Here is a 22400-nt window from a genome sequence, read left to right as displayed (position 1 = left end):
CTTAACCTTGTAGCGAGGATCGGAATAACGATGCTAGCTTGTCTCGGAATTAAACAAGGTAGTATCACATGCAAATACTTATGGAGTAACTAACGGTATGCAAAAAACCTTCTCACATTGCGATTGGTGTAAAAAATTAGCCTTTGTCGAAAAATTGACTTACATGGACGGCTACGTCAACTCTTGCTGCGAATCCTGCAAGCAAACCGCGCTAATCGATGTGAAACGCTACAATCATGAAGAACGAGTCACTCCGCAAAAAGAATCTCTAAGCGGACATAGAGCTTAAGCTCCTCGAGCAAGTTCAACGACCCAGCCTAGCGCTGGGTTTTTTTATGCACAAAATTTATTTGTTAAGCTTGATCTTTAATCGAATCAGTATTACTGTTTATTCATACAGTATGTATGGAGATACAGTAAATGCGCTTTCAAAACCTGAATAACAGCAATACTTTAAGTCTTTCACCTAGCGCTTATCAGCCTTGTAACCTTGAGCGATTGGCTAAAGCATCCTCTGCCCGTAAGTGGATTCTATTTACAGCGCAAACCCATTTACCTGAACTTAAAGACCTTCAAACATACAGTGTAGATTGCGAAAAAATTATTCAGTTAAAGCCTTCGAACAAAAGTAACGAAATGGAAGTCGTCATCAAAGCCATTACCTCAGGTAACGCGAGTGCAGTTGTTGCTAGTGGTAACATTGACGCCGTCGCTCAGAAACAGCTACAGCAATTAGGTAAAGATCACGATTGTGATGTGTTTTTCTCAACGTCAAACACTCAATACCTTCACTAAGTTAACAATAATTTAAGATACCCAAGGGGAAACCTCCCCTTAGAGAATACCTTAGGCGCAATCGTTTGCTTTTCTATTGGAATAGTGAAAATGATCTGTGTATTATTCGCATCAGTATTTGCCCTATTAGGTATAAATTATGAATCTTGCTGACCAAGTATTAGACGTTAACGATGACCTGCCTATCCGCACGGACAAGCCTGTTCACAGTGGTAAGGTACGTTCTGTATATTGGCTAACTGAAGAAGATAGCCGTCGCTTAATCAAAGAAAAAAACTATGATGTGTCTGATGATGCACCTTTGGCTATTATGGTTATTAGCGATCGTATCTCAGCATTTGATTGTATTTGGCATGGTGAAGAGAACCTAAAAGGTGTTCCTGGTAAGGGCGCAGCTTTGAACGCAATTTCAAATCACTGGTTCAAGCTGTTTAAAGATAATGGTCTAGCAGATAGCCATATTCTCGATATCCCCCACCCGCTCGTCTGGATAGTACAAAAAGCTAAACCGGTAATGGTAGAAGCAATTTGTAGAAAATACATCACAGGCTCTATGTGGCGTGCTTATGAAAAAGGCGAGCGTAACTTCTGTGGTATTGATTTACCTGAAAGCCAAATTAAAGATGGCTTATTACAAGACCTACTGATTACCCCATCGACTAAAGGCATTTTAAAGGGCATACCTAATGTCCCTGAAGTTGATGATGTCAATATCACACGCCAAGACCTACTGGATAACTATGCCTCGTTCAACTTCCAAACCAAGGAAGATGTTGATCAATACGAAGTGCTGCTCAAAGAAGGCTTCAGTGTTATCGACAACGAACTTGCGAAGATTGGACAGATCTTTGTCGACACCAAATTTGAGTTTGGTTACGTAACGGATAGCAAAGGCAATGAAAAGCTTATCTACATGGATGAAGTAGGTACGCCTGATTCTTCACGTATTTGGGATGAGCAAGCTTATAAGAATGGTGAAGTCGTGGAAAACTCTAAAGAAGGTTTCCGTCAGTTTTTGCTTAATCACTTCCCAGATCCAGATATCCTTTTAAACAAAGACCGCATGAATGAGCGTGAAGCATTAGCAAACGATAATGAACTGCCTCTTTCAGCGATGATGGATCTATCAAAAACGTATACCAATATAGCCGAAAAGATCACAGGCAATGCCATCCAGCTAAGCTCCAATCCAAAGTCTGAGATTGTTGAAATCTTAAGCAAAGAATATGGCTTAATTGATTAGAAGTAGTATTTTTATGGCTTTATCATAAACAAAAAGAAGAGACCCTCAGTAATTAGAAACTAATTACTGAGGGTCTTTTTAATGTTTCCAACGTGGACTCCGAATACATTAACGCAAACCAACTCCGTTATTACTTAATTGTCGTTGCAATATCGGGGCGGACCATTCATTTTTGTGTTTGCCAATACACAAAAAAGCCGCCTCACTGAGACGGCAAAACTAAACTTCAGAATGTTTATACTGGAGGTGTGCCTTCTTTAAATTCTTTCACTATCTGCTCACGAAACTCTGGGGTGTCTTCATACCCATGCACTTTAGTACCGTGCTCAACCACCGCTAACAATAACTCTTCTTTGGAGTCTGCGGCTAAAGCTACAGAACAATTTATTTCTCCAGGGTAATCTCGACAATCGATATAGTATCTAGACATAGCCAATTTCCTAGGTCGAAGGGATTTATACGACAAGGCAAGGTACCCAAATCTATCTTGCGCTTCTTAAATCGTCCGCAATAACATCAATACGCGGTCTATTGAGAAGTCCTTTCTTAACCTTTATTCTGCTTCTAAGAAACGTATTTTTATCCAAGTAATTATAGTCTATTCGAAGTCCCCATCATCCCAAAAGGTGACAGGAGCCATAGAACGCCTATCAACTTCAAAGTGGAATATATCCGGTCTATTATAATGACCTGAAACATCGAGAGTTTTTCGTGACTTCGCTGACTCTTCTGTTTCAATTTCGGCATACAACAGCTCTTGCTCTTCATGCAAAGGGCCAGCTACTACTCCACCAAAAGGTTTAACAACAACTGCATCCCCTGGATTAATCCACTCTTCTTTACTGAACAGTTCACTGCCGCTAGGGAAATTATCAGGTATATCTCGACCATGAAGCGCTGTCGCGGTTGCCAATACCCAACACCCCCCTTCTCGAGCTATATGATTCATTGACGCTAACCAAGTTTCGCCACTATCCCATGTTGGTGCCACATAAATGTCGATATCTTGAGCATACAGTGCGTATCTCGCCATCGGCATATAATTCTCCCAACAGATAAGAGTGCCTACTCGACCCACTGCTGTTTCAACGACATGTAATCCTGATGCATCACCCATACCCCAAACCATTCTTTCAGGATTGGTCGGCATGAGTTTTCTGTGACGATTGACTATGGTGCCATCAGCATCAATAACTGCGACGGAATTATATAAGCTACTACCACTATGTTCGGAATCAAGTTCAGTGAACCCTATAACAATGACCATATTGTGGGCTTTCGCAGCACCACAAATCTTATTTAATCCTCCATTATGCAAATCAACGGCATTGCTTCGCAATCTGCTGTGAATTTCATTTCCCAACGCCATGTCTCCACCAGGTTTTAACCGCCATATCCACGTCGGATAACCGGGCAAAAAGGCTTCAGGAAAAACCAATAACTGGGTGCCCTTCTCGGCAGCCTCTTCAATAATGTTTAAAGCAACATCAATACTATTTTCCAATTCCAACAGCACTGGTGGCTTTTGCGATATCGCTACGTTGACTTTCATACTCTGCACCTGCTTTGTATCAGCCCACCACAAGGATAGCTCATAAAACGACCATAAAATTAGTGCTTCGCTAGAATTAAAACGAGTTCTCTAGACGCAAAAAAGGTTCATTGCGTATTAGAACCAAAAAAAGCCCCAGTCGTTCAAAAAACAACTGGGGCTTAGATGTATTTTTAGATACTAACTCATTAGATATCGATAACGTCAAAGTCCACTAGCGTATCAACGTCAGCTTCATAATCCACGCCTTCGACACCAAAACCAAACAAGCTCAAGAACTCATCTTTATACTCTTGGTAATCAGTCAACTCTCTGATGTTCTCAGACGTAATTTGAGGCCATAGATCACGACAGTGTTGCTGGATGTCTTCACGAAGCTCCCAGTCATCTAGGCGTAGACGATTGCTCTCATCGACTTCAGCGGCAGTGCCATCTGCCTTGTACAAGCGCTGGCTGAACATGCGGTAGATCTGCTGCATACAACCTTCGTGTACACCTTCTTCACGCATCTTCTTAAATACCATTGCAATATACAGAGGCATTACTGGAATCGCAGAGCTTGCTTGCGTCACAACAGACTTAAGTACTGCAACATTAGCTGTGCCACCCGTTGCCGATAGCTTTTCGTTCAATGCTGTTGACGCACGATCTAGGTCCATCTTAGCGCGGCCTAGAGCACCGTCCCAATAGATTGGCCACGTCAGCTCAGTACCGATGTAGCTGTACGCCACAGTTTTACAACCGTCAGCCAATACACCCGCTTCAGACAGTGCATCGATCCAAAGTTCCCAGTCTTCGCCGCCCATTACAGTAACAGTGTCTGCAATTTCTTCTTCGGTCGCAGGCTCAATGCTTGCTTCGATGATTTGGTCTTTGTTCGTATCTACAGCAGTAGAGGTGTAGGTATCACCAATAGGCTTAAGTGAAGAACGAATCACTTCACCCGTTTCAGGCATTTTACGTACTGGAGAAGCCAGTGAGTAAACCACCATATCAATCTGGCCAAGATCTTCTTTGATTAGATCAATGGTCTTTTGTTTTGCTTCGTTTGAGAAAGCATCGCCATTTAGGCTCTTTGAGTACAAGCCTTCTTCTTTAGCCAATTTGTCAAAAGCAGCTGAATTATAGAAACCTGCTGTGCCTGGTTTCTTTTCCGTGCCTGGCTTCTCGAAGAAAACGCCGATAGTAGCTGCACCGCCGCCAAACGCAGCCGCAATGCGAGAAGATAGGCCGTAGCCGCTTGAAGAACCTACAACAAGAACGCGTTTAGGTGCGTTTGTAATTGGGCCTTGCGCTTTAGTGTAAGCGATTTGTTCTTTTACATTAGCTTCACAGCCCACAGGGTGTGTTGTGGTGCAAATAAATCCACGAATTCGAGGTTTTATAATCATATTCACTTCCTTAAATAAACTTGCGTAGCATAAAAGGTTCTCCACAAAATCTCACCCTATTTATAGAAGATCTGCGCTTAATAGCCAGTGGTTGGAGCACTTATAAGCAAATTAGACACATCTGAGATCTAAGTTCTCACATTAAAATCAATGTGTTGAGTGAATTCTTGACCAATATCATGCAAGCCTTGGTAATGTTTTCTAAACTAGTGATATCAATTATTTAGTTTTGAATTTCATAGACTTATCAAAACTGTGGGGGGAACCACCATGCATACTACATTTATCGTGAACTTCATCGGCACTGCATCGCCATCGACGATTAAGCGCCTCTCCGCAATCACCCATGAAAACGGCGGCAAGTGGCTAATCAGTAAGGTTAATTTCATTGACCAGCAAGTCGCTGGAGTCATCAAGGTTGATTTACCCGCGAACAACGCAGAAACCGTTAAGAGCGCCTTCAGTAGCACGGAGAATATTGTCTGTCAGTTCACTGACGCTGATGCCTCTTTGCACGATAAAGAGGAGATATTTAGCCTCAGAGTCGACTCTACTGATCGAGCAGGCATCGTCAATGAGATAACCCAAGTCCTTGATGGGCAGGGCATCAGCATCCTCGACATGGATTGCCATCGCGTGTTTATCGCCGGTGGCGGCGGTGTAAGTTCTAGCCTGTTCACAGCTGAATTGGCTTTGAAGTTGCCAGCAGAGCTTAATGTTGATGATGTCACACGAGAACTGGAATCACTAAGCGAAGACACTCGAGTTGTTGTCGAAGCTTGAAACGCAACCCTAGCTTAGCTTGTTAGAACATTAGTTTAGCTAGATAAAACGAAAAAGCTCGCTTATGAAAGCGAGCTTTTATAGTGTTTACGGCGTTAGTTACCGACTCCACCGTTTCTCTCTGCTGGGGTTTCTGGTGTCAAAGCAGGCCACTCTTTAAATGTTGCTTTGTGCTGCGCAACCGCGGCTTGCACAGGTCTAAAGGCCCACATTTTTTCTCCCATCCACTTCAGATACATTGCTGCTCTTTATAAAAGATTTGATGACTCAGCAAAGATAAAGCTAGGCTTTTAGCACTTTTTCTTTAATGGTTGTCAGTACACCAGCTTCTACATTACTTGGCGCTGAGAAGCGCGCTACTTCTTTGATTCTAGGGTGTGCATTGGCCATCGCATAAGAGTGATAGCTTTCCTTGAGCATTTCAAAATCATTCAGGTAATCGCCAAAACTCATCGTCTGTTCAAATGTAAAACCCAAAGTATTTTGCAGGTGTTTAATCGCCGCCCCTTTGGATGCATGCTTGTTCATGACATCTAACCAGATCTTCGCGCTGACTACGACTTGATGTGACTCACCAAACTGCTCACTAAAGCTTGGATAGATAAGCTCTTCAGAGCCATCAAAATTGAGGATCGCTACCTTAATAAACTCATCATCGACCGCCAAAAGGTCACTGACATACTGGCAACGATGATAGTATTTTTTGATCTCATCCAAAGCGTGCTGATCTTCGGTTTCAATATAGGCAGACTGTTTGCCGCACAGCACCACATAGGTGCCATCAATTTGCCGAGCAGACTTTATAATCTCTTTTACACTTGGCGTGTCGATCTCACAGCTATACAGTTCTTTTCCTAAGTGCATCACCATAGTGCCGTTCTCAGCAATGAACATCATACGGTCTTTGACCGACGCAAACATATCAATCAAGCTGTAATACTGACGGCCAGATGCAGCCGCAAAGGTGATCTTTTTATCGTAGAGCTTTTCAAATATTTCAAAGAATTCAGGATTGAGCTGACTATGTTCATCGAGGAGTGTGCCATCCATATCAGCGGCGATGAATTTGACTTGTGATTGAGGCATGACGAGATTTACCAGAAACCGTAACAACGAAGCCTACAAAGTACCTAAGTTCACTAGTAAATGAAATAAAAATGTTCGAGACAAAGCACTAGAGACTAATTTTTAGAATTTGATAGCACCTCCTCTACCCTAGCTTGTAATTGCGGTATAAGGTCCTTCTCAAACCAAAGGTTTTTCTTTAGCCAGATGTTATTTCTTGGACTTGGATGAGGTAAAGGAACCATTGTAGGCCAATGGCTTTGCCATTCACTCACTAATCGGGTCAATGAATGATTCGTTTGTGGAAAATGATAGTTCTGAGCGTATTTGCCGAGTACCAGTGTTAACTCTATATTGGGCAGCTCTGCCAACAACTGTTCACGCCATCTCTGTGCACACTCACGTCTCGGTGGTAAATCACCCGACTTGCCAGTGCCCGGATAACAAAAGCCCATAGGCAGCAAGGCGACTTGTTTAGGATCATAAAATACGTCCCTTGATATCCCCATCCAGGCACGTAATCGATCGCCACTAGGGTCATTAAATGGAATGCCTGTATCGTGCACTCGCTTGCCAGGCGCTTGTCCCGCGATGAGTATCCTTGCCCCTGGGTGCATCTGCACTATTGGCCTTGCACCCAGCGGTAAATGTTCACTACACAGCGTGCAGGACTCTACTTCGGCTAACACTCTAGAAAATCGGCTCATCATTAATGCCTACTGATACATAAAGGGTGACAAAACTTCACATCCGCGAATTAGGAAGTCTTAGATATCGTAAACCCTAGTCTATTGCATATGACCAAATAACTAGGGTCTGTTGACCTTTTGAGGTTATTTTTGTAGCGATTTGTTGGGTATTAATACAAGGCAGTCGCTTTTAGGTGTGGTGGTTCCACATGAAAAGTGACTAACGCGGTAGAAATGCCCAACAAAGCGCTACCCGAAGGGCTCGGCAAGAAGGGCTCGTCCAGAAGCCATTTAATCGCAAAAGGTCAACAGACCCTAAGAGTTTCTTGGATTCCAACCTCTTTGAAAACCAATGTTCATGACTGCGACTATGTTCCGATCTAAAAAAATAATGAAATTTTTAGTTACTCGACAGGGTCTCTTAATTTGAACGCACTAATTTTCACGTCGACAGGGAATGCGGTTCAGCTATTGAGAACAACAACTACATAGGTGAAACCATGAAAACTCTAACTACTTTACTGCTGACTTCTCTGTTAGTCGCGCCTGCAGCACTTGCATCGAGCATTAATTTTAATACACACATGGGTGTCCAAAACGGCTATACCTGGGAAGACCCGAGTGAAAGAACCGGTGGTGGTTATACTTGGGAGGACCCGAGTGAGCGAACTGGCGGTGGTTACACTTGGGAAGATCCGAGTGAGCGAACTGGTGGTGGTTACACTTGGGAAGACCCAAGTGAAAGAACTGGTGGCGGGTACCATAGGGGATAAGCACTTGAGTGCTCTATTTGGCAATATCGATTTATCTTCCAAACCAGCTGTTAGCAAAAGCCCTTTAGCTCCAATAATTGGAGCTAAAGGTATCGCTCTTTAAGGTGCCAAATTCGGATTCTATTTTAGCGTCTTCAAGTAGTCTGTTATTACCAAGGTTAAACTCTAGAGCTCTAGACAGGTCAAGCTGTATTGCTACTGCCAGAGATGTTTAGCCATGCAACGGCGGTAATATTTCGTTTCCCACTCAAGAAGAGCAACTGTAGTGAGACACACCACCAGCGGAGAAATACTCTAGTGGCCTCAATCGATAGTATTTCTCTTCCATCTGTTTAGATTGCTCCTCATAAGGGTTTGCGAAAACCTGTTGCAGTTCATGAATCATCGAAAAATCACCCTTCTGTGCTTGTTCGTAGGCAGGAACAATTAACCACTCTCGCCAAGTGTACTTAGGGTTTACCTGTTTCATTCGGCGTGAAATCTCGGCCATATCTACATTGGGATCTAGTCGCTCTCTCCAAGCGTTTAGCCACAGCGCCCACTCATCAATAAGCTCCTCGTCAGGCTTGGCATAAAAACTTAAGGCTAAATCAGATACCGCTTTAGGTATGTTCGAGAGTTGGCGAAAAAACAAAGTGTAGTCTAAATGGGTTTTCATCATTAAGACTAAGAGTTGGTTAAACAGTTCGATATCCAGAGTTTCTAGCCCCAGTTTTTCAGCCCACATCTTGTTGGATTTCTCTGTCATAACCGAAGAAAACCCCTCAACTAGACTATCTAGTTTTGCTCGTGCCTCTTCATTCAGTAGCGGCTTAAGAGCGCCACAAAATGTTTCATAGTTCTTCTCAGCAGCTAGGGGCTGATTAAAGAAAGAGAAGTGGCGTCCACCACCAGTCCAAGGTTGAAAATAAGGGTCAAAATACTCGCAGAAGCCGAACGGGCCGTAATCTAAGGTAACTCCCCCAACAGAACAGTTATCGCTATTAAAGTTACCCTGACAGTATCCAACTCTAAGCCACTGAGTCACCAAGGTGGTTAGGCGTGCCCTAAACTCTGATGCTAGTGTAAGCAGCTTTTCTGTGAGTGGCAACTCGACATCTATCCGCTCGCTGTATTCACGCTCTATAATGTGCAGCGCCATCATCTCAAGCTCTGACATCGCATTTGGATGCTCATTTATACGAGCCCTTCGACTAAACAACTCCAACTGGCCTACCCGCAGAAACGACTGTGCTACACGCGTCGTAATCGCCACAGGATTGGCAACCATAATATCTGGATTCTCTGACTGAGATCCTTCACTGTACCAAGGGCGATCCACAGTCTCTGATCGCGAGGCAAACAAGCTCAAAGAGCGAGTGCTCTCTACGCCCAATGCATGCATATACTCCTGAGCAAGAAACTCACGTACGCTCGAGCGAAGCACCGCCCTGCCATCCGCGCCTCGGCAATACGGTGTTGGACCAGCACCTTTGAGCTGCATTTCCCATCTTTTATTATTAAATACGCCCTCAAAAACGGAGATCGCTCGCCCATCGCCATAGCCATTACCTGTCTGAAAAGGACATTGCTGAACATATTCGGTACCGAAGATTGAGAGCGCATAGCCTGTGGCCCATCCCACATCTCGCATAGGCGCAGGCAGGTGACCCATATCGCCAGAGAAGAAGCGCCCGAATTCAGGGGTAAGCGCTAAGCTATCATCTATCCCTAGCTCTTTGAAAAATCCGGGACTATGACCTACATAAACGGGGTCTGCGATTGGCGTTGGCTTAACAGGGACATAGTGACCGGAAAATACTTGCCGAGGATAATGGTCAATACCCTCTGGAGTTGCTTCTGGATCGGGGTTCAGATTATCCAGTAGAGAGTAATTCGCCACCTCTGCCAGGTCGTCAAAATTGAAAATGCAGACTTGGGCTTCCTTCGTTACCTGTTTACTCATCGCGTCGTCTCCATGCAATGTATCCAAATCAAAACTATCGGCAATGATACGTCTGCATAACTAAAAAGACATCATCTGTGTTCAACTAATTACCGACGATAGTGCACTGCCATAGCGATTTCCACTTACTCATCGGAAAAGCAAAAAACAAAAACTCAGAGTAACAAAGCCCGTTGGTCAGGCTACAAAAACGGCTGCGCTTGTAACCATCTAATGCCAATGCGGGCAATAATATCTAATCCAACTACGCTAATCCCCCGTAAAACATCCATGAAAGGTTTAGATCGGGGGCGTTCACAACACTCTATGTTCTAACCACTAACAACTAAACGCATTTTCTGCCTATTAACAATCCCAATTGGGATCGAGGCTTCCACAAAGCCATTTGCAACGGTGTTTTTCGGGCACGAAGAAATTCTACTTCGACAGGGAATGTAATTAAGGTATTGAGATAAAAGCTGTATAGGTGAAACAATGAAAACTTTAAGTACTCTACTGATAACATCTTTGTTCGTGGCTCCGGTTGCACTTGCTAAGGAAAGCAACACTTCCCCGCTGTTAAACCCTTATAACTTCTACTCATGCAGCGACCATGAAGAGGAAGACAGCGGCTATACTTGGGAAGATCCAAGTGAGAAAACTGGAGGTTGCTTTGTGCTTGTAAACCCTACGGATAAACTAACAACTGGCTATCAATGGGAAGATCCAAGCGAGCGTTCTGGAGGGGGCGGTTATGACTGGGACGACCCTAGTGAGCGCTCTGGAGGCGGCGGTTTCGTGTAAACGTTCCACATCCCGCGGGAAGCTCATCATAACTATCGAGTTATTCTTAGCACTGCTGATAGAACAAAGGTCTAGCTAAATCGCTAGACCTTTTATCGTAGTTTTAAAGCCGATTATCAGCTCTTCACTGCTCGACAAGAAGTTACATTACACTGCCCACTGTGACAGCGAACGTTTAAAGTCCGAGTACCCAAATTCGTTAAGCTTAACGACTTCACCACTGGTGCGCTGGCAGTAGATTGACGGCATCTTGATACCGTTAAACCAGTTGAGCTTCACCATGGTGTAGCCTGCGCTATCCATAATGTGCAGGCGTTGGCCTATTTTCAGTGGTTGCGAGAACTGCGTTTCGCAAAACTGATCGCCAGCCAAACATGAACACGAACCGATAACGTAATGATGCTCCGCCCCTTCGGTCGCCTCAAGAATAGATGCAGGTTCATCATAGATAAGTGTATCTAAGCGATGCGCTTCAGTCGCAGAGTCAACAATCGCTGTTTTTTTCTCGTTTTCAACAATATCAACAACTGTCACTACAAGGTCAGCGGTCTTGGTAATGATCGCCTCACCAGGCTCCAGATATAATTGAACGCCATGCTTTACAGAGAAAGCTTTTAGAGCTGACGCCAGTTTTTCAAGCTCATATCCTGGCCACGTAAAGAACACGCCACCGCCAAGGCTCACCCACTCTAACTTATCGAGATAGTGACCAAACTGCACGGAGATCGAATCCAGTAATTCGATGAAAGAGTCAGCGCTTTTGTTCTCACAGTTCATGTGGAACATCACGCCCTGCAAAGTATCAAACACCGCTGCATCAATTTGGTCTGCCTGCACACCCAAACGAGAATACTTACGTGCAGGGTTTGCGAGATCTTGCCCTGCAACACTCACTCCAGGATTTAATCGAAGACCCAATGAGGCTTTACCTTCAACCAAGTGGCGATAGTGCGTCAATTGGCTTTGAGAGTTGAAGATAAGCTTGTCTGCAATATCAGCGACTTCAATAACGTCTTGCTCTGTGTAACCCACACTGTAAGCATGAGTCTCACCGCCAAAGGTCTCGTAACCTAGCTTCACCTCGTAAGGGCCACTACTTGTGGTGCCATCAAGGTAGGGCTTAATAATGTCGAACACTCCCCAGGTCGAGAAGCATTTAAGCGCTAAAACCAATTTCACGCCCGATAGCTCTTTAAGCTTCTTAGCCGTCTCAAGGTTTTGAATAAGCTTTGCTTCATCAATCATGAAGTAAGGTGTTTGCAACTGAGAATGGTTCATAAAATCGTTGTCTCGTTAGCTAACAAAGCCGGCATCACTACCGGCTTTAACACTAAAAAATGAGATTCAAGCTCTACTTAAGAACTTGAATGTCTGGTGCTTGCTCAGGATCTAGCTCTTGAACGTGCCAATCCAAACCAATCTCAGGCATGGTTTCTAGGAACGGATCTGGGTCCAACTGTTCCATGTTGAATACGCCAGCGTCTGCCCACTTGCCACGGAAGTATTGCAGTGCCGCGGTGATTGCTGGAACGCCAGTGGTGTAAGAGATCGCTTGGTGCTCAACATCTTCATAAGCCACTTCGTGATCGGCGTTGTTGTAGATGAACACGCCACGCGCTTTACCGTCTTTAGTGCCGCGAACCCAAGTACCAATACAGGTTTTGCCTGTGTAGCCCGGTGCTAGTGACGTTGGGTCTGGTAGTAATGCTTTAAGAACATGCAGTGGCTGTACAACCGTGCCATCATGTAATGTTAATGGGTCTGGGCTAAGTAGACCGATATCACGCATACAGTTGAAGTAGTTTAGGTATGCATCGCCAAAGCCCATCCAAAATTCGATACGCTTAGCAGGAATGAATTCTTGCATTGAGCGTACTTCATCATGCGCCATTGAGTAGACCTTATGCTTGCCCACTAATGGGAAGTCAAACTCAAACATACGCTCATGACAACCCACTTGTTTCCACTCGCCATCTTCCCAGTAGAAAGAATCGCCTTGGATCTCAAGCATGTTCGTTTCTGGGTCAAAGTTAGTGGCAAACTTCTTACCATGATCGCCAGCGTTAACATCCATCACATCGATAGTGTCGATTTCATCAAAGAGGTGCTTCACAGCGTGAGCGGCGAATACGCTTACTACGCCAGGATCAAAACCTGCGCCTAGAATGCCAGTGATACCTGCTTCTTTGAACTTGTCGCGGAAGCCCCACTGCCAATCGTACGCTTGAGGCACTTGCTGACCTTCTGAGCACAAGTCTACCGCTACAGACGTATCTAGGTAAGAAACCTTGGCTTGTAGACAGGCTTCCATGATGGTGATGTTCACCCACGGAGGACCAGCATTAATCACTAAGTCAGGTTTTACCTCATTGATAAGCGCAACAAGAGCAGCAACATCGTCGGCATCTACAGAGCGAGACTCTAGTTTCTTAGACGGATCTTTAAGGTTATTTTTGCCCTTGATCGATTCAATAATCTTGTCACACTTAGCGACGGTACGAGAAGCGATAGTGATGTCACCCAATACTTCGTTGTTTTGAGCTGCTTTATGCGCAACAACCCAACCAACACCACCTGCACCAATTTGCAAAACTGCCATTTGTTACTTTCCTTTATTGTGCCGCTAGCTCTACCGCTAGCTTATCAATGTCATTTAATAGTTTTTCGAAATCTGACAGGGTCAGACACGGATTCAAAATTGTAAATTTCAGCGCAGAGTGACCATTTACCACGGTCTCACCTAATACCGCTACGCCACGCACTAAGGCTTCGATACGCACTTTCTGATTAAGCTTATCTAGACGAGACGCATCTAAGTGCTTACAGCGGAACAAGACTGTCGACAATGCAGGATCAGCCAAGAGCTCAAACATCTCGTGTTGCTGAACCATCTTCGCCACTTGCTGAGTTTGCTCTAGCAGGTGATCGTACATTGCACCTAGCGCTTTGGGGCCGACGTTTTGCATGGTCATGTAAACCTTGAGCGCATCAAATCGCTTAGTGGTCGCCATCGTCTTATCAACCAGGTTTGGCAGCTCATCATGCTCGCGGTTCAAATAGTCGGCATGGTGCAACAGATAATCGAAGTTCGCTTTGTTCTTAACCAGTAAAGAGCCACAGCTAATGGTTTGATAGAACAGCTTATGGAAATCCACCGATACTGAGTCTGCTTTCTCAATGCCTTTTAGACGCTCTTTATGGCTGCTCAGAATAAGAGCTCCGCCATAAGCGCCGTCTACGTGAAGCCACAGGTTTTCACGCTCTGCAATACTCGCCATTGCTTGAATGTCATCAATCGCGCCATGGTCAGTAGTGCCCGCCGTTGCCACAACAGCAAATGGCATTAAGCCCTCAGCCTTTGCATTGGCAATGGTTTCAGCCAGTGCTTCAGTATCCATTGTGCCATCATCAAAGGTGTTCACGCAGATCACTGACTTCTCACCAAGGCCCATCCAGGCTGCAGATTTTTGCACGGTAAAGTGTGATTTGTCTGAGCAGATTATACGAAGCTTATCTGCATAGTCTGGGTTACCTAGCTTTTGGATAGAGTGCTTGCTCGTCACATCAGCAAACCAATCGCGCGCGAGTAATAGACCCATTTGGTTGCTTTGAGTGCCGCCACTGGTAAATACGCCATCTGAGTTCTCACCCATCTGGTATTGCTCGCAAAGCCAATCCACAACCTTTTGCTCGACATAGGTAGCGGCAGAGGCTTGATCCCATGAGTCCATGGACTGATTAAGACCCGCAATCATGGCTTCCGCTGCAACGGCAGGCATTAGCGGCGGAGTATGTAGGTGCGCTATACAGTTAGGGTGCTGAACCATGATAGAGTTTTTGGCAACCAAATCTGAAGCGTTATCAATAACGTCAGTTAGGTTTTGGTTTCCAGCATCTAGGTCAACTTTATTGATCTGAGCTTCTAGAGCCTTAGGATCCATGCCAGAGTACGGCTTATCTACCGCTTCAAATACAGATTTCATTGCATCAACGGTGTGATGCATAACGTTCGCAAACTCATCTGCGCCCTGTGCGCCAGTATGGATAAAGTGCTTTTGCCACTGCTTGTTAGTTGGCTCAGGGTCGACCAAAGAACCGCCCGCAGCTAGGATTGCTTGCTCCATAGTTTTGAGAGCAAAATCAATCTGTGCGTAAGAGATGATAATTGGGGGCAAGAAACGAATCACACTGCCATCACGACCGCCTTTTTCTACCATCAAGCCACGCTCTAGAGCCGCGCGTTGAATCGCAAGAGTGAGCTCTCCATCGGCCACACGCTCACCAAACTTATTGCGCTCACCGCTAGGCTTAACGATTTCGACGCCAAGCATCAAGCCCTTGCCGCGTACTTCAGCAATGCAGTTAACACGGCGTTGAATCGCTTCAAGCCCTTCTCTGAGGTACTGGCCTGCTTTTGCTGCATGCTCAACCAAGCCATCGCGCTCAATGATCTCTAGTGCCTTAGCACCCGATACCATTGCCAATTGGTTGCCACGGAAGGTGCCCGTATGTTCGCCAGCATTCCATGTATCGTTCTCTTTCTTGAACACAAGTAGAGACATAGGAAGGCCGCCGCCGATCGCCTTAGATAGGCATAGAATGTCAGGAGAAATACCTGCTTCTTCAAATGCAAAGCGGTAACCTGTTTTACCCACACCACACTGAATTTCGTCCAGCACTAACAGGATATTGTGCTCATCACAGATGCGGCGCAGTTCTCGTAGCCAGAAAGCCGGTGCGGGGATTACACCACCTTCACCTTGGACAGGTTCAACGAAGATTGCCGCAGGCTTCATGATGCCGGCTTCATCATCACAAAGAAGACGCTCAATGTAACGAATGCTCGCTTTAGCACCGGCATCACCACCAAGACCAAATGGGCAACGAAGGCTATACGGGAAAGGCATAAAGTGGACATCGGACATTAAACCGGTGCGACGCGCTTTAGTGCCAAGGTTACCCATCATGCCCATAGTGCCGTTGGTCATGCCATGGTAGGCGCCACGGAATGCGAATACGGTATTGCGCCCTGTTGTCTGTTTAGCAAGCTTAATTGCGGCCTCAACAGCATCGGCACCTGAAGGACCACAGAACTGAATTGCAGAGTTCTTAGAAAACTCTTCTGGAAGAAACGCTTTTACTCGCTTAATAAAGGTATCTTTAGCCTGAGTCGTAATGTCCAGTGTTTGATACGGCAAGCCACTTTCGAGCTGTTCTTTCAACGCTTGATTAATCTCAGGGTGGTTATAACCCAAGGCTAACGTGCCCGCTCCTGCTAAGCAGTCCAAAAACATTTGGCCGCGTGTATCTTCAACTAACGCACCGTACGCACGTTTGATAGCAAGGGGTAGACGACGTGGATAAGAACGAACCTCAGATTCGTGCTCAGCTTGGTCAATTAACATTTGATCTGGTGTTAGGTCATAAATGCCTTCAACAACAGGGACATCACTTGAAAAAACAGCGCTAGTGGCCGCAATCTCAAATTCAAATGCAGAGCTCATAGATTTACCTAAATTAGAGTAATGCCTTCCCTTGTTCATTCTTGAGAACAACGGATCAACATTAGGGGTATATAGTACGCAAACATCACTCAAAAAGAGATGCTTAGGAAAATAGTATTTAAAGGGGGTGAACTGTCAGATGTGACGGATCATGGCTCAGTAATAATAGTGTAAGCCGGTAGAACGAAGCTGATTGTCAAATTGGATTGATGATACATGTTGGGTGCCTTTCTCAATGCCATCTTGGCATCTTATTCCCATCTATCAAACGAAGGTCGTTTGATACCTACCCTACGTAATATCACAATCAGCTTGAATGCTTATTACGCGTGTCCCTCAGAGTGTTCTGAGATTGCGCGGGAATTTACCAAGAAAACGTGATCTTAGCAACAGTTGAACCGCAAAATGCGTTATTTATAACCGCAGATCTATTTCAAATTGTAACATGGATATCAAATGACAATTTCACCCATAAAAAAGCCCCAGCAATTCAGCTGAGGCTCGGAGGTTTTACGTTTATATCAGTCAGACTTTATTGGAAAGCGCTGTTCATACATGTCCATAAAATCTTTGCGAATCAAGTTTTCTAGATGGTTCGCTTTATCCGTTGGACAGAAGATCATGTAGTGCACAATCTGCTCTGCGTTGATGTTGCTGCTAATGTGAATATGCGGCTCCGCGCCAGGCAGGTCCAAGCCGGCATGCTTTTCAATCATAGCGTTATAGCGAATCGCAACATCACTAAAATACGCACAATGCTCCTCAATCTTTTCCGTCAACTCAGGGATCATCGGATACAGATTAACGAAGTCCTTCACCACAATTGAAAAATTATGGTAAACGTAGCGCTTCATGAAGTTGAGGTTTTTTACTGGGTAGGTAAAGAACATGCTGTTTGGCAGTGTCGCTGTTTTACCTGTGTAATGATATTGTCCATGATGAAGATCGATCTCTTGGATCACTGTCGCCATCATATTGTGCTCTATCACCTCTCCGCTTAACTTGCCAACCTCAATCCAATCGCCAATGCGAAAGGAACGAGAACTTGCCCTTTGGATTGAACCAGTAAAACAAAGAATAATCTCTTTTGACGCCACTACAATAGCAACCGCAATCGCAGTAACACTCAGCGCAAATTGATTGATCTCCGACTGCCATAGGATAAACAGAATAATCAGAGTAAATGCAAAGCTGCCGTTCTTGGTTTTTGACATCCAATTACGTTGCTTTTCCGAGATAAAGGCATCATTGCCGCGAATCACGGACAGCAAGAAACGACGCAACAACCAGATGACGAATAAAATTAGTACACTGAAAATACTTTTATAAGTAAGAAGAAAATCGACAACTGGCTGCAATTTCTCCATGGATAGGCCTCTAAAAATAATGAATCGAAAAAAACTTCATCTCCCTCGCCTCTAAGCAAGATAGAATCATTGAATAAAGCAGAACACAAAAAAAAAGCACCAACACTTCGATGCCTAACTAAATAGTTGTTTCTTATTGAATTCTAAACGTCCTGTAGCGAAAATCCTAGATTGCTTGGGAAACTAATGTAGATATTTTTTCATTAGTTTATACATAGTGGTTCTAGACACATTCAATTTCCGAGCTGCTGCGGAAATATTGTTATTGCTGTGCTCCAGTGTTGCTAACAGTTCTTGTCCTGATACAGGGGAGCGCTTACTAGAGCCCGTCTTTATGCCTCCTTTAACACAGAAACCCATGTCTATAGGTTCAATCAAGGGTGATTCCGATACTACACACGCTCGCTCTAGCCTATTTTTAAGCTCTCGAACATTACCGGGCCAATCATAAGACTCAATCATTTTTAAGCTTGCTGGTGATAACGCCTTGTTTTCATCCGATAACTCACTCAGCAGATTATCAGCGAGTACAACCCTGTCACACTCAAGTTTTCGATACGCAGGTAAATCCATAGTAAGAACGTTAATCCGATAGTAGAGATCCTCTCTGAAATTGCCTTCTACTACTGCTTCTTCTAAATTAACATGTGTTGCCAGAATCAGCCTACAATCGACATTGATCCACTGGCTTCCACCTACCCTCATTAGCTGTTTAGTTTCTAGAAACTGCAACAGATGTACCTGCATCGGCAATGACAAATCACCTATCTCATCAAGAAACAGAGTACCTTTATTAGCCCGCTCAAAATGACCAACATGCCTAGATGCTGCTCCTGTAAACGAACCCTTTTCATGTCCGAATAATTCAGAGTGGATTAGGCTCTCGGGTATTGCTCCGCAGTTTACAGTAATAAAAGGCTCAAGCCTTCGATTGGAAGTAGCATGAATTAGTTCTGCGCAACGGCTTTTTCCAGTCCCGGTTTCTCCTCTGATTAACACGGGGCAATCAGAAAAGGCATAGGTCTTAATTTCTCGCTCTAGAATAAGTAAACTCTTACTTGTCCCTTTAACCATCTGATTTTGCTTTATTTCCCGTGTGACCCGAGCACTACATTCATAAGGATACGGGCTGGTTAAGCCCACCGCATGACCAATCGTATTTACAAACGTATCTTTAGGAACAGGATCATGGAAATAATCCCAGCACACGCTTGGCTCCATCTGCAACACTTTAGACATATTTTCGTATCTAGCAGGAACTGTAAGAATCCACCGAAATCGAGGATTAACTAGAAGGGAAGCTTGAAGGTAAGAAAATAGTTGCTCATCACTTGAATGAGAAAGGCGCACAACTCCAACACTCAAGTTAAATTGAGCGATCTGTGTATCCATTTGTGACAAGTCTACACAGGTTACAACCTCAAAGCTTTCACTTAAAAAACCTAAATCAGACTTGCTTGTCCCTATATCTATCACCAGTATCCTCCTTGGTACTGGTTGTTCATTTATGGACATAGTATGTATTTGGTTTAGCTACCTGTTCTTAATTCTAGACTAGTTTGAAATCGTCTGATATTTATCCACCATTATACAGATATAAAAATAGCCCTTAAGCTAAGCTTAAGGGCTTCAATTTATTTTAAGTCAAGATCTAGATACATATAGGACAACTAGCCTCAACAGGCAACCCTGAATCGACCGGTTCTCCGAACAGAGCTGTTGTTCCCGCAGCTTGAACTGTATCGGTAAATGTTCTTACTTGACCAGCAGGCAATGGTAAGTTTTCTCCATTCAAAGGGGTTGGCACATAACTGCTACCATAACTAGCGCAAGCTCCTGGTGCCATTGTTCCGATAGGAATGTCCTTATCAATGCCGTCATGGCTTTCAGTAATCACAACATTGTTTATTTTAACAAGAGATGTGTTACAAACCATACCACTATAATTTACTAACAGACCATATTGACCGTTTCTATTTTCTACAACAGTCTCACATGATTTATCTATCGAGAGCGATCCTGTCGGAGGAATAGCCGGACAAGAGAAATCGGTATTATCTGAAACTTCAACCGGACCTCCTGATACAAGTGCGGCTGTAACATTAGCTTCATTTAAAATGCCGTTAGTAGGTGATATAAAGGTATCAGTAAATACCGCTTCTTGACCTGCTAACAGGATAGCTTGACTGTAATCTTTCTCTGCTGTGATATCTCTAACCATGATGTCATGCAAAGGTCCGAATCCTGTATTTTTTACAGTAAGGGTATAATCGTAAATTATGGAATCACCGCTAGGTGACAACGTTCCATTGTCACACGTTTTTGTTAGTTTTAGCCCACACAAGTCAAACTCGCCAAGTACAAAGTCTTTCAAAGAAGCGGTGAATGAGCTAGAAGATCGAGTCTCAGCCATGAAACTACTGAAACATGTACCCGTTCCACCTAATAACTGAGTTAGATTTACTCCACCTTCATAAAAACTTTCAAAAGGAAATTCATTTACAATACCTGTTTTTGAGACATAGCCCCACGGAGCATCGATCAACGAACCGTTTGTAATAGCACAACCATTATCATCCGATTCATTCGCTCCACATTCCGCGCTGACCTCATCGTTTGATTCTGCCTTCAATCTTAAGTTCTTAGCCGCACAATCCCCATCATCATTTGGCCCTGATGGAGGCTGAGGGTCGTTACTTGCTGCTTTAGGACAGGTAGGGTCCCAAACAAGCAAAGCCGCATAAGGGCTATCATTTGCTCCTTGCGGGTAATCAATTAGAATTAAAACATCTCCTGGTTTGTGCGATCCTGAAAAACTACCATCAGGCAAAGCAGCAACTTTGTCTTGGAAAAACCAAAATCCCATAAACGCATCACCCACATTTGCAAATCTATCCGCACCAAAATATATAACTAAATCATTAGAGCCATTGCCGTTATCTACTCCATAAGCTGCGGCATAAGCATTGGTTAAATCATCCTTATCCGGTACAGAGCCATTTTTGTGCCCCCACTGTGAAATATCTTGAATATCTTTGCGTCCACCAGTAAAAATTGAGCGGGGCGCTGGGTCTTCTAAAACTCCATTACCACTAGGGTCAGTAATCGTAACAGCTGTGGTACTCGTGGTGATTGTGTCCCAATCATCACCAAGTGTTTCGGGATCATCAACAGCATCCCCATCCAGTTCAAATACATCTAATTCATGAACCGCGTAAGATGGAACCACATACATTGAAAGTACAAGTCCAATAAACGCGATTTTGAAGCACATCTTAAATCTTGAGATATCCATAGGTATAACTCCCACTATCAAATCAACAGCTTCATACTTCGAGCTAGTCAGTTTCCTTTGCAAGTCCCGTACCAATAGATAACATATTGTTTTTTATAATTTAATTATTCGTAAGACTTTCTTTGGAAACAGAGAAACGTGCTCAAGAAAACGATTTTTTCTAATAAAATCATTCAGATAGATAAGTTAAGAGAAATTGAGGTTTACAGGTTTACAGGTTTACAGGTTTACAGGTTTACAGGAGAGATTGGAGCATTGATTCAAATGCAAAAAAGCCCCAGCATTTCTGCTGAGGCTTCATTATTTGGAGCGACACACGAGGTTCGAACTCGTGACCTCAACCTTGGCAAGGTTGCGCTCTACCAACTGAGCTAGTGTCGCTTTATGTTCTTTCGAACTAATTAGATGGTGCCCCGGGCCGGACTTGATGGTCCGACATATCGGCCGGTACAGCCAACGAGGAATACCTACTACATTTTTATTAAGATGGTGCCCCGGGCCGGACTTGAACCGGCACAGCGCGAACGCCGAGGGATTTTAAATCCCTTGTGTCTACCAATTCCACCACCAGGGCACGCAAAACTTGTTGCGATGGGTAAGACACCATCTTCTTACAGCTGATAGCTTGAAGCTTGCGGCTATAAGATTAAATTTGGAGCGACTCGACCAGACTGCCCTCTCTGGGCGAACCACGAGGTTCCTCGCGTCTGACCTGCCATTCTCAATTTGGAGCGACACACGAGGTTCGAACTCGTGACCTCAACCTTGGCAAGGTTGCGCTCTACCAACTGAGCTAGTGTCGCATTCTTACAGCAGTTAGTTCTAAGCTTACGGCTATAAGATAAAATATGGAGGCGCCTCCCGGAGTCGAACCGAGGTCCACGGATTTGCAATCCGCTGCATAGCCACTCTGCCAAGGCGCCATATTTTTTTTGAGCTTAAAGCTGACAGCTTTAAGTTTAAATTTGGAGCGACACACGAGGTTCGAACTCGTGACCTCAACCTTGGCAAGGTTGCGCTCTACCAACTGAGCTAGTGTCGCTTTATGTTCTTTCGAACTAATTAGATGGTGCCCCGGGCCGGACTTGAACCGGCACAGCGCGAACGCCGAGGGATTTTAAATCCCTTGTGTCTACCAATTCCACCACCAGGGCACGCAAAACTTGTTGCGATGCCAATTACTGAAAAGTAAAACACCATCTTCTTACAGCTGAT

General features: G+C 44.3%; 18 protein-coding genes and 6 tRNA genes. 5 read left to right on the top strand and 19 right to left on the bottom strand.

Annotation, left to right across the window (positions count from 1 at the left end):
- The first annotated feature begins 420 nt into the window (after positions 1–420).
- Positions 421–795 carry a hypothetical protein gene (locus D5I41_RS14300; protein WP_119010351.1) on the top strand — a complete coding sequence of 125 codons (375 nt, stop codon included), beginning with the start codon at positions 421–423 and terminating at the stop codon, positions 793–795.
- A 139-nt stretch (positions 796–934) separates the two neighbouring features.
- Positions 935–2038, top strand: a complete 1104-nt coding sequence (locus tag D5I41_RS14295) for a phosphoribosylaminoimidazolesuccinocarboxamide synthase (protein WP_119010350.1) — start codon at positions 935–937, stop codon at positions 2036–2038.
- A gap of 235 nt (positions 2039–2273) precedes the next feature.
- Here the strand turns inward: D5I41_RS14295 and D5I41_RS14290 are convergent, their stop codons facing one another.
- The 3 genes from D5I41_RS14290 to fabV all read right to left on the bottom strand — a co-directional run bounded on the left by D5I41_RS14290 (position 2274) and on the right by fabV (position 4981).
- Complete coding sequence (locus tag D5I41_RS14290; protein WP_017027558.1) at positions 2274–2468, bottom strand: DUF1059 domain-containing protein; 195 nt, start codon at positions 2466–2468, stop codon at positions 2274–2276.
- A 168-nt stretch (positions 2469–2636) separates the two neighbouring features.
- Positions 2637–3590 (bottom strand): carbon-nitrogen hydrolase family protein, encoded by a 954-nt coding sequence (locus D5I41_RS14285; RefSeq protein ID WP_119011520.1) that lies wholly within the window; start codon positions 3588–3590, stop codon positions 2637–2639.
- Positions 3591–3778: 188 nt separating this feature from the next.
- Positions 3779–4981 (bottom strand): enoyl-ACP reductase FabV, encoded by a 1203-nt coding sequence (gene fabV / locus D5I41_RS14280; RefSeq protein ID WP_119010349.1) that lies wholly within the window; start codon positions 4979–4981, stop codon positions 3779–3781.
- A gap of 270 nt (positions 4982–5251) precedes the next feature.
- On the opposite strand from fabV, the gene D5I41_RS14275 reads away from it, so the two are divergent.
- A complete protein-coding gene (locus D5I41_RS14275) occupies positions 5252–5764 on the top strand; it encodes a glycine cleavage system transcriptional repressor (protein ID WP_017030746.1) in 513 nt (170 codons plus the stop codon).
- Between the two features lie 95 nt (positions 5765–5859).
- On the opposite strand, the gene D5I41_RS21250 is transcribed toward D5I41_RS14275, so the two are convergent.
- The 3 genes from D5I41_RS21250 to D5I41_RS14265 all read right to left on the bottom strand — a co-directional run bounded on the left by D5I41_RS21250 (position 5860) and on the right by D5I41_RS14265 (position 7536).
- Complete coding sequence (locus D5I41_RS21250; protein ID WP_371860119.1) at positions 5860–6003, bottom strand: hypothetical protein; 144 nt, start codon at positions 6001–6003, stop codon at positions 5860–5862.
- A gap of 43 nt (positions 6004–6046) precedes the next feature.
- Complete coding sequence (locus tag D5I41_RS14270) at positions 6047–6850, bottom strand: Cof-type HAD-IIB family hydrolase (RefSeq protein WP_119010348.1); 804 nt, start codon at positions 6848–6850, stop codon at positions 6047–6049.
- Between the two features lie 95 nt (positions 6851–6945).
- Positions 6946–7536: a uracil-DNA glycosylase family protein gene (locus tag D5I41_RS14265; RefSeq protein ID WP_119010347.1), complete on the bottom strand. Its 591-nt coding sequence runs from the start codon at positions 7534–7536 to the stop codon at positions 6946–6948.
- A gap of 482 nt (positions 7537–8018) precedes the next feature.
- On the opposite strand from D5I41_RS14265, the gene D5I41_RS14260 reads away from it, so the two are divergent.
- Entirely contained in the window at positions 8019–8291 is a 273-nt protein-coding gene (locus tag D5I41_RS14260; protein ID WP_119010346.1) for a hypothetical protein, read from the top strand.
- A 247-nt stretch (positions 8292–8538) separates the two neighbouring features.
- On the opposite strand, the gene D5I41_RS14255 is transcribed toward D5I41_RS14260, so the two are convergent.
- Positions 8539–10236 carry a protein adenylyltransferase SelO gene (locus D5I41_RS14255; protein ID WP_119010345.1) on the bottom strand — a complete coding sequence of 566 codons (1698 nt, stop codon included), beginning with the start codon at positions 10234–10236 and terminating at the stop codon, positions 8539–8541.
- 474 nt (positions 10237–10710) lie between these two features.
- Here D5I41_RS14255 and D5I41_RS14250 point away from each other — a divergent pair, with 474 nt between their 5' ends.
- Positions 10711–11019 (top strand): hypothetical protein, encoded by a 309-nt coding sequence (locus D5I41_RS14250; protein WP_119010344.1) that lies wholly within the window; start codon positions 10711–10713, stop codon positions 11017–11019.
- 147 nt (positions 11020–11166) lie between these two features.
- On the opposite strand, the gene nspC is transcribed toward D5I41_RS14250, so the two are convergent.
- The 12 genes from nspC to D5I41_RS14190 all read right to left on the bottom strand — a co-directional run bounded on the left by nspC (position 11167) and on the right by D5I41_RS14190 (position 22339).
- Complete coding sequence (gene nspC / locus D5I41_RS14245; protein WP_119010343.1) at positions 11167–12297, bottom strand: carboxynorspermidine decarboxylase; 1131 nt, start codon at positions 12295–12297, stop codon at positions 11167–11169.
- Between the two features lie 73 nt (positions 12298–12370).
- A complete protein-coding gene (locus tag D5I41_RS14240) occupies positions 12371–13618 on the bottom strand; it encodes a carboxynorspermidine synthase (protein WP_119010342.1) in 1248 nt (415 codons plus the stop codon).
- Positions 13619–13631: 13 nt separating this feature from the next.
- The gene (locus D5I41_RS14235; RefSeq protein ID WP_119010341.1) at positions 13632–16523 is read right to left on the bottom strand and encodes a pyridoxal phosphate-dependent class III aminotransferase; all 2892 of its coding nucleotides are present in this window, start codon (positions 16521–16523) and stop codon (positions 13632–13634) included.
- A 521-nt stretch (positions 16524–17044) separates the two neighbouring features.
- Positions 17045–17890: a mechanosensitive ion channel family protein gene (locus tag D5I41_RS14230; RefSeq protein WP_119010340.1), complete on the bottom strand. Its 846-nt coding sequence runs from the start codon at positions 17888–17890 to the stop codon at positions 17045–17047.
- Positions 17891–18073: 183 nt separating this feature from the next.
- Positions 18074–19405, bottom strand: coding sequence for a sigma-54 dependent transcriptional regulator (locus D5I41_RS14225; protein ID WP_119010339.1), 1332 nt, complete (start codon positions 19403–19405; stop codon positions 18074–18076).
- A 136-nt stretch (positions 19406–19541) separates the two neighbouring features.
- Positions 19542–21185, bottom strand: coding sequence for a hypothetical protein (locus D5I41_RS14220; RefSeq protein ID WP_119010338.1), 1644 nt, complete (start codon positions 21183–21185; stop codon positions 19542–19544).
- A gap of 305 nt (positions 21186–21490) precedes the next feature.
- Positions 21491–21566 (bottom strand) — tRNA-Gly (locus tag D5I41_RS14215).
- A gap of 106 nt (positions 21567–21672) precedes the next feature.
- A tRNA-Leu gene (locus D5I41_RS14210) sits at positions 21673–21759 on the bottom strand.
- A gap of 153 nt (positions 21760–21912) precedes the next feature.
- Positions 21913–21988, bottom strand: a tRNA-Gly gene (locus tag D5I41_RS14205).
- Positions 21989–22034: 46 nt separating this feature from the next.
- Positions 22035–22108: transfer RNA gene (locus tag D5I41_RS14200), tRNA-Cys, on the bottom strand.
- 43 nt (positions 22109–22151) lie between these two features.
- Positions 22152–22227 (bottom strand) — tRNA-Gly (locus tag D5I41_RS14195).
- Between the two features lie 25 nt (positions 22228–22252).
- Positions 22253–22339: transfer RNA gene (locus D5I41_RS14190), tRNA-Leu, on the bottom strand.
- Positions 22340–22400 lie beyond the last annotated feature (61 nt).

Source organism: Vibrio superstes, assembly GCF_003569005.1.
Classification (GTDB): domain Bacteria; phylum Pseudomonadota; class Gammaproteobacteria; order Enterobacterales; family Vibrionaceae; genus Vibrio; species Vibrio superstes.
The sequence above is the reverse complement of the archived record's forward strand: the minus strand, read 5'-3'. Positions and strand labels throughout refer to the sequence as shown.

Coding starts and splice junctions, on each gene's coding strand:
- D5I41_RS14270 (WP_119010348.1), bottom strand. CDS start 6,850: ATGCCTCAATCACAAGTCAAATTCATCGCCGCTGATATGGATGGCACA.
- D5I41_RS14250 (WP_119010344.1), top strand. CDS start 10,711: ATGAAAACTTTAAGTACTCTACTGATAACATCTTTGTTCGTGGCTCCG.
- D5I41_RS14295 (WP_119010350.1), top strand. CDS start 935: ATGAATCTTGCTGACCAAGTATTAGACGTTAACGATGACCTGCCTATC.
- D5I41_RS14220 (WP_119010338.1), bottom strand. CDS start 21,185: ATGGATATCTCAAGATTTAAGATGTGCTTCAAAATCGCGTTTATTGGA.
- fabV (WP_119010349.1), bottom strand. CDS start 4,981: ATGATTATAAAACCTCGAATTCGTGGATTTATTTGCACCACAACACAC.
- D5I41_RS14235 (WP_119010341.1), bottom strand. CDS start 16,523: ATGAGCTCTGCATTTGAATTTGAGATTGCGGCCACTAGCGCTGTTTTT.
- D5I41_RS14230 (WP_119010340.1), bottom strand. CDS start 17,890: ATGGAGAAATTGCAGCCAGTTGTCGATTTTCTTCTTACTTATAAAAGT.
- D5I41_RS14290 (WP_017027558.1), bottom strand. CDS start 2,468: ATGTCTAGATACTATATCGATTGTCGAGATTACCCTGGAGAAATAAAT.
- D5I41_RS14240 (WP_119010342.1), bottom strand. CDS start 13,618: ATGGCAGTTTTGCAAATTGGTGCAGGTGGTGTTGGTTGGGTTGTTGCG.
- D5I41_RS14225 (WP_119010339.1), bottom strand. CDS start 19,405: ATGTCCATAAATGAACAACCAGTACCAAGGAGGATACTGGTGATAGAT.
- D5I41_RS14300 (WP_119010351.1), top strand. CDS start 421: ATGCGCTTTCAAAACCTGAATAACAGCAATACTTTAAGTCTTTCACCT.
- D5I41_RS14275 (WP_017030746.1), top strand. CDS start 5,252: ATGCATACTACATTTATCGTGAACTTCATCGGCACTGCATCGCCATCG.
- nspC (WP_119010343.1), bottom strand. CDS start 12,297: ATGAACCATTCTCAGTTGCAAACACCTTACTTCATGATTGATGAAGCA.
- D5I41_RS14255 (WP_119010345.1), bottom strand. CDS start 10,236: ATGAGTAAACAGGTAACGAAGGAAGCCCAAGTCTGCATTTTCAATTTT.
- D5I41_RS14260 (WP_119010346.1), top strand. CDS start 8,019: ATGAAAACTCTAACTACTTTACTGCTGACTTCTCTGTTAGTCGCGCCT.
- D5I41_RS14265 (WP_119010347.1), bottom strand. CDS start 7,536: ATGAGCCGATTTTCTAGAGTGTTAGCCGAAGTAGAGTCCTGCACGCTG.
- D5I41_RS21250 (WP_371860119.1), bottom strand. CDS start 6,003: ATGTATCTGAAGTGGATGGGAGAAAAAATGTGGGCCTTTAGACCTGTG.
- D5I41_RS14285 (WP_119011520.1), bottom strand. CDS start 3,590: ATGAAAGTCAACGTAGCGATATCGCAAAAGCCACCAGTGCTGTTGGAA.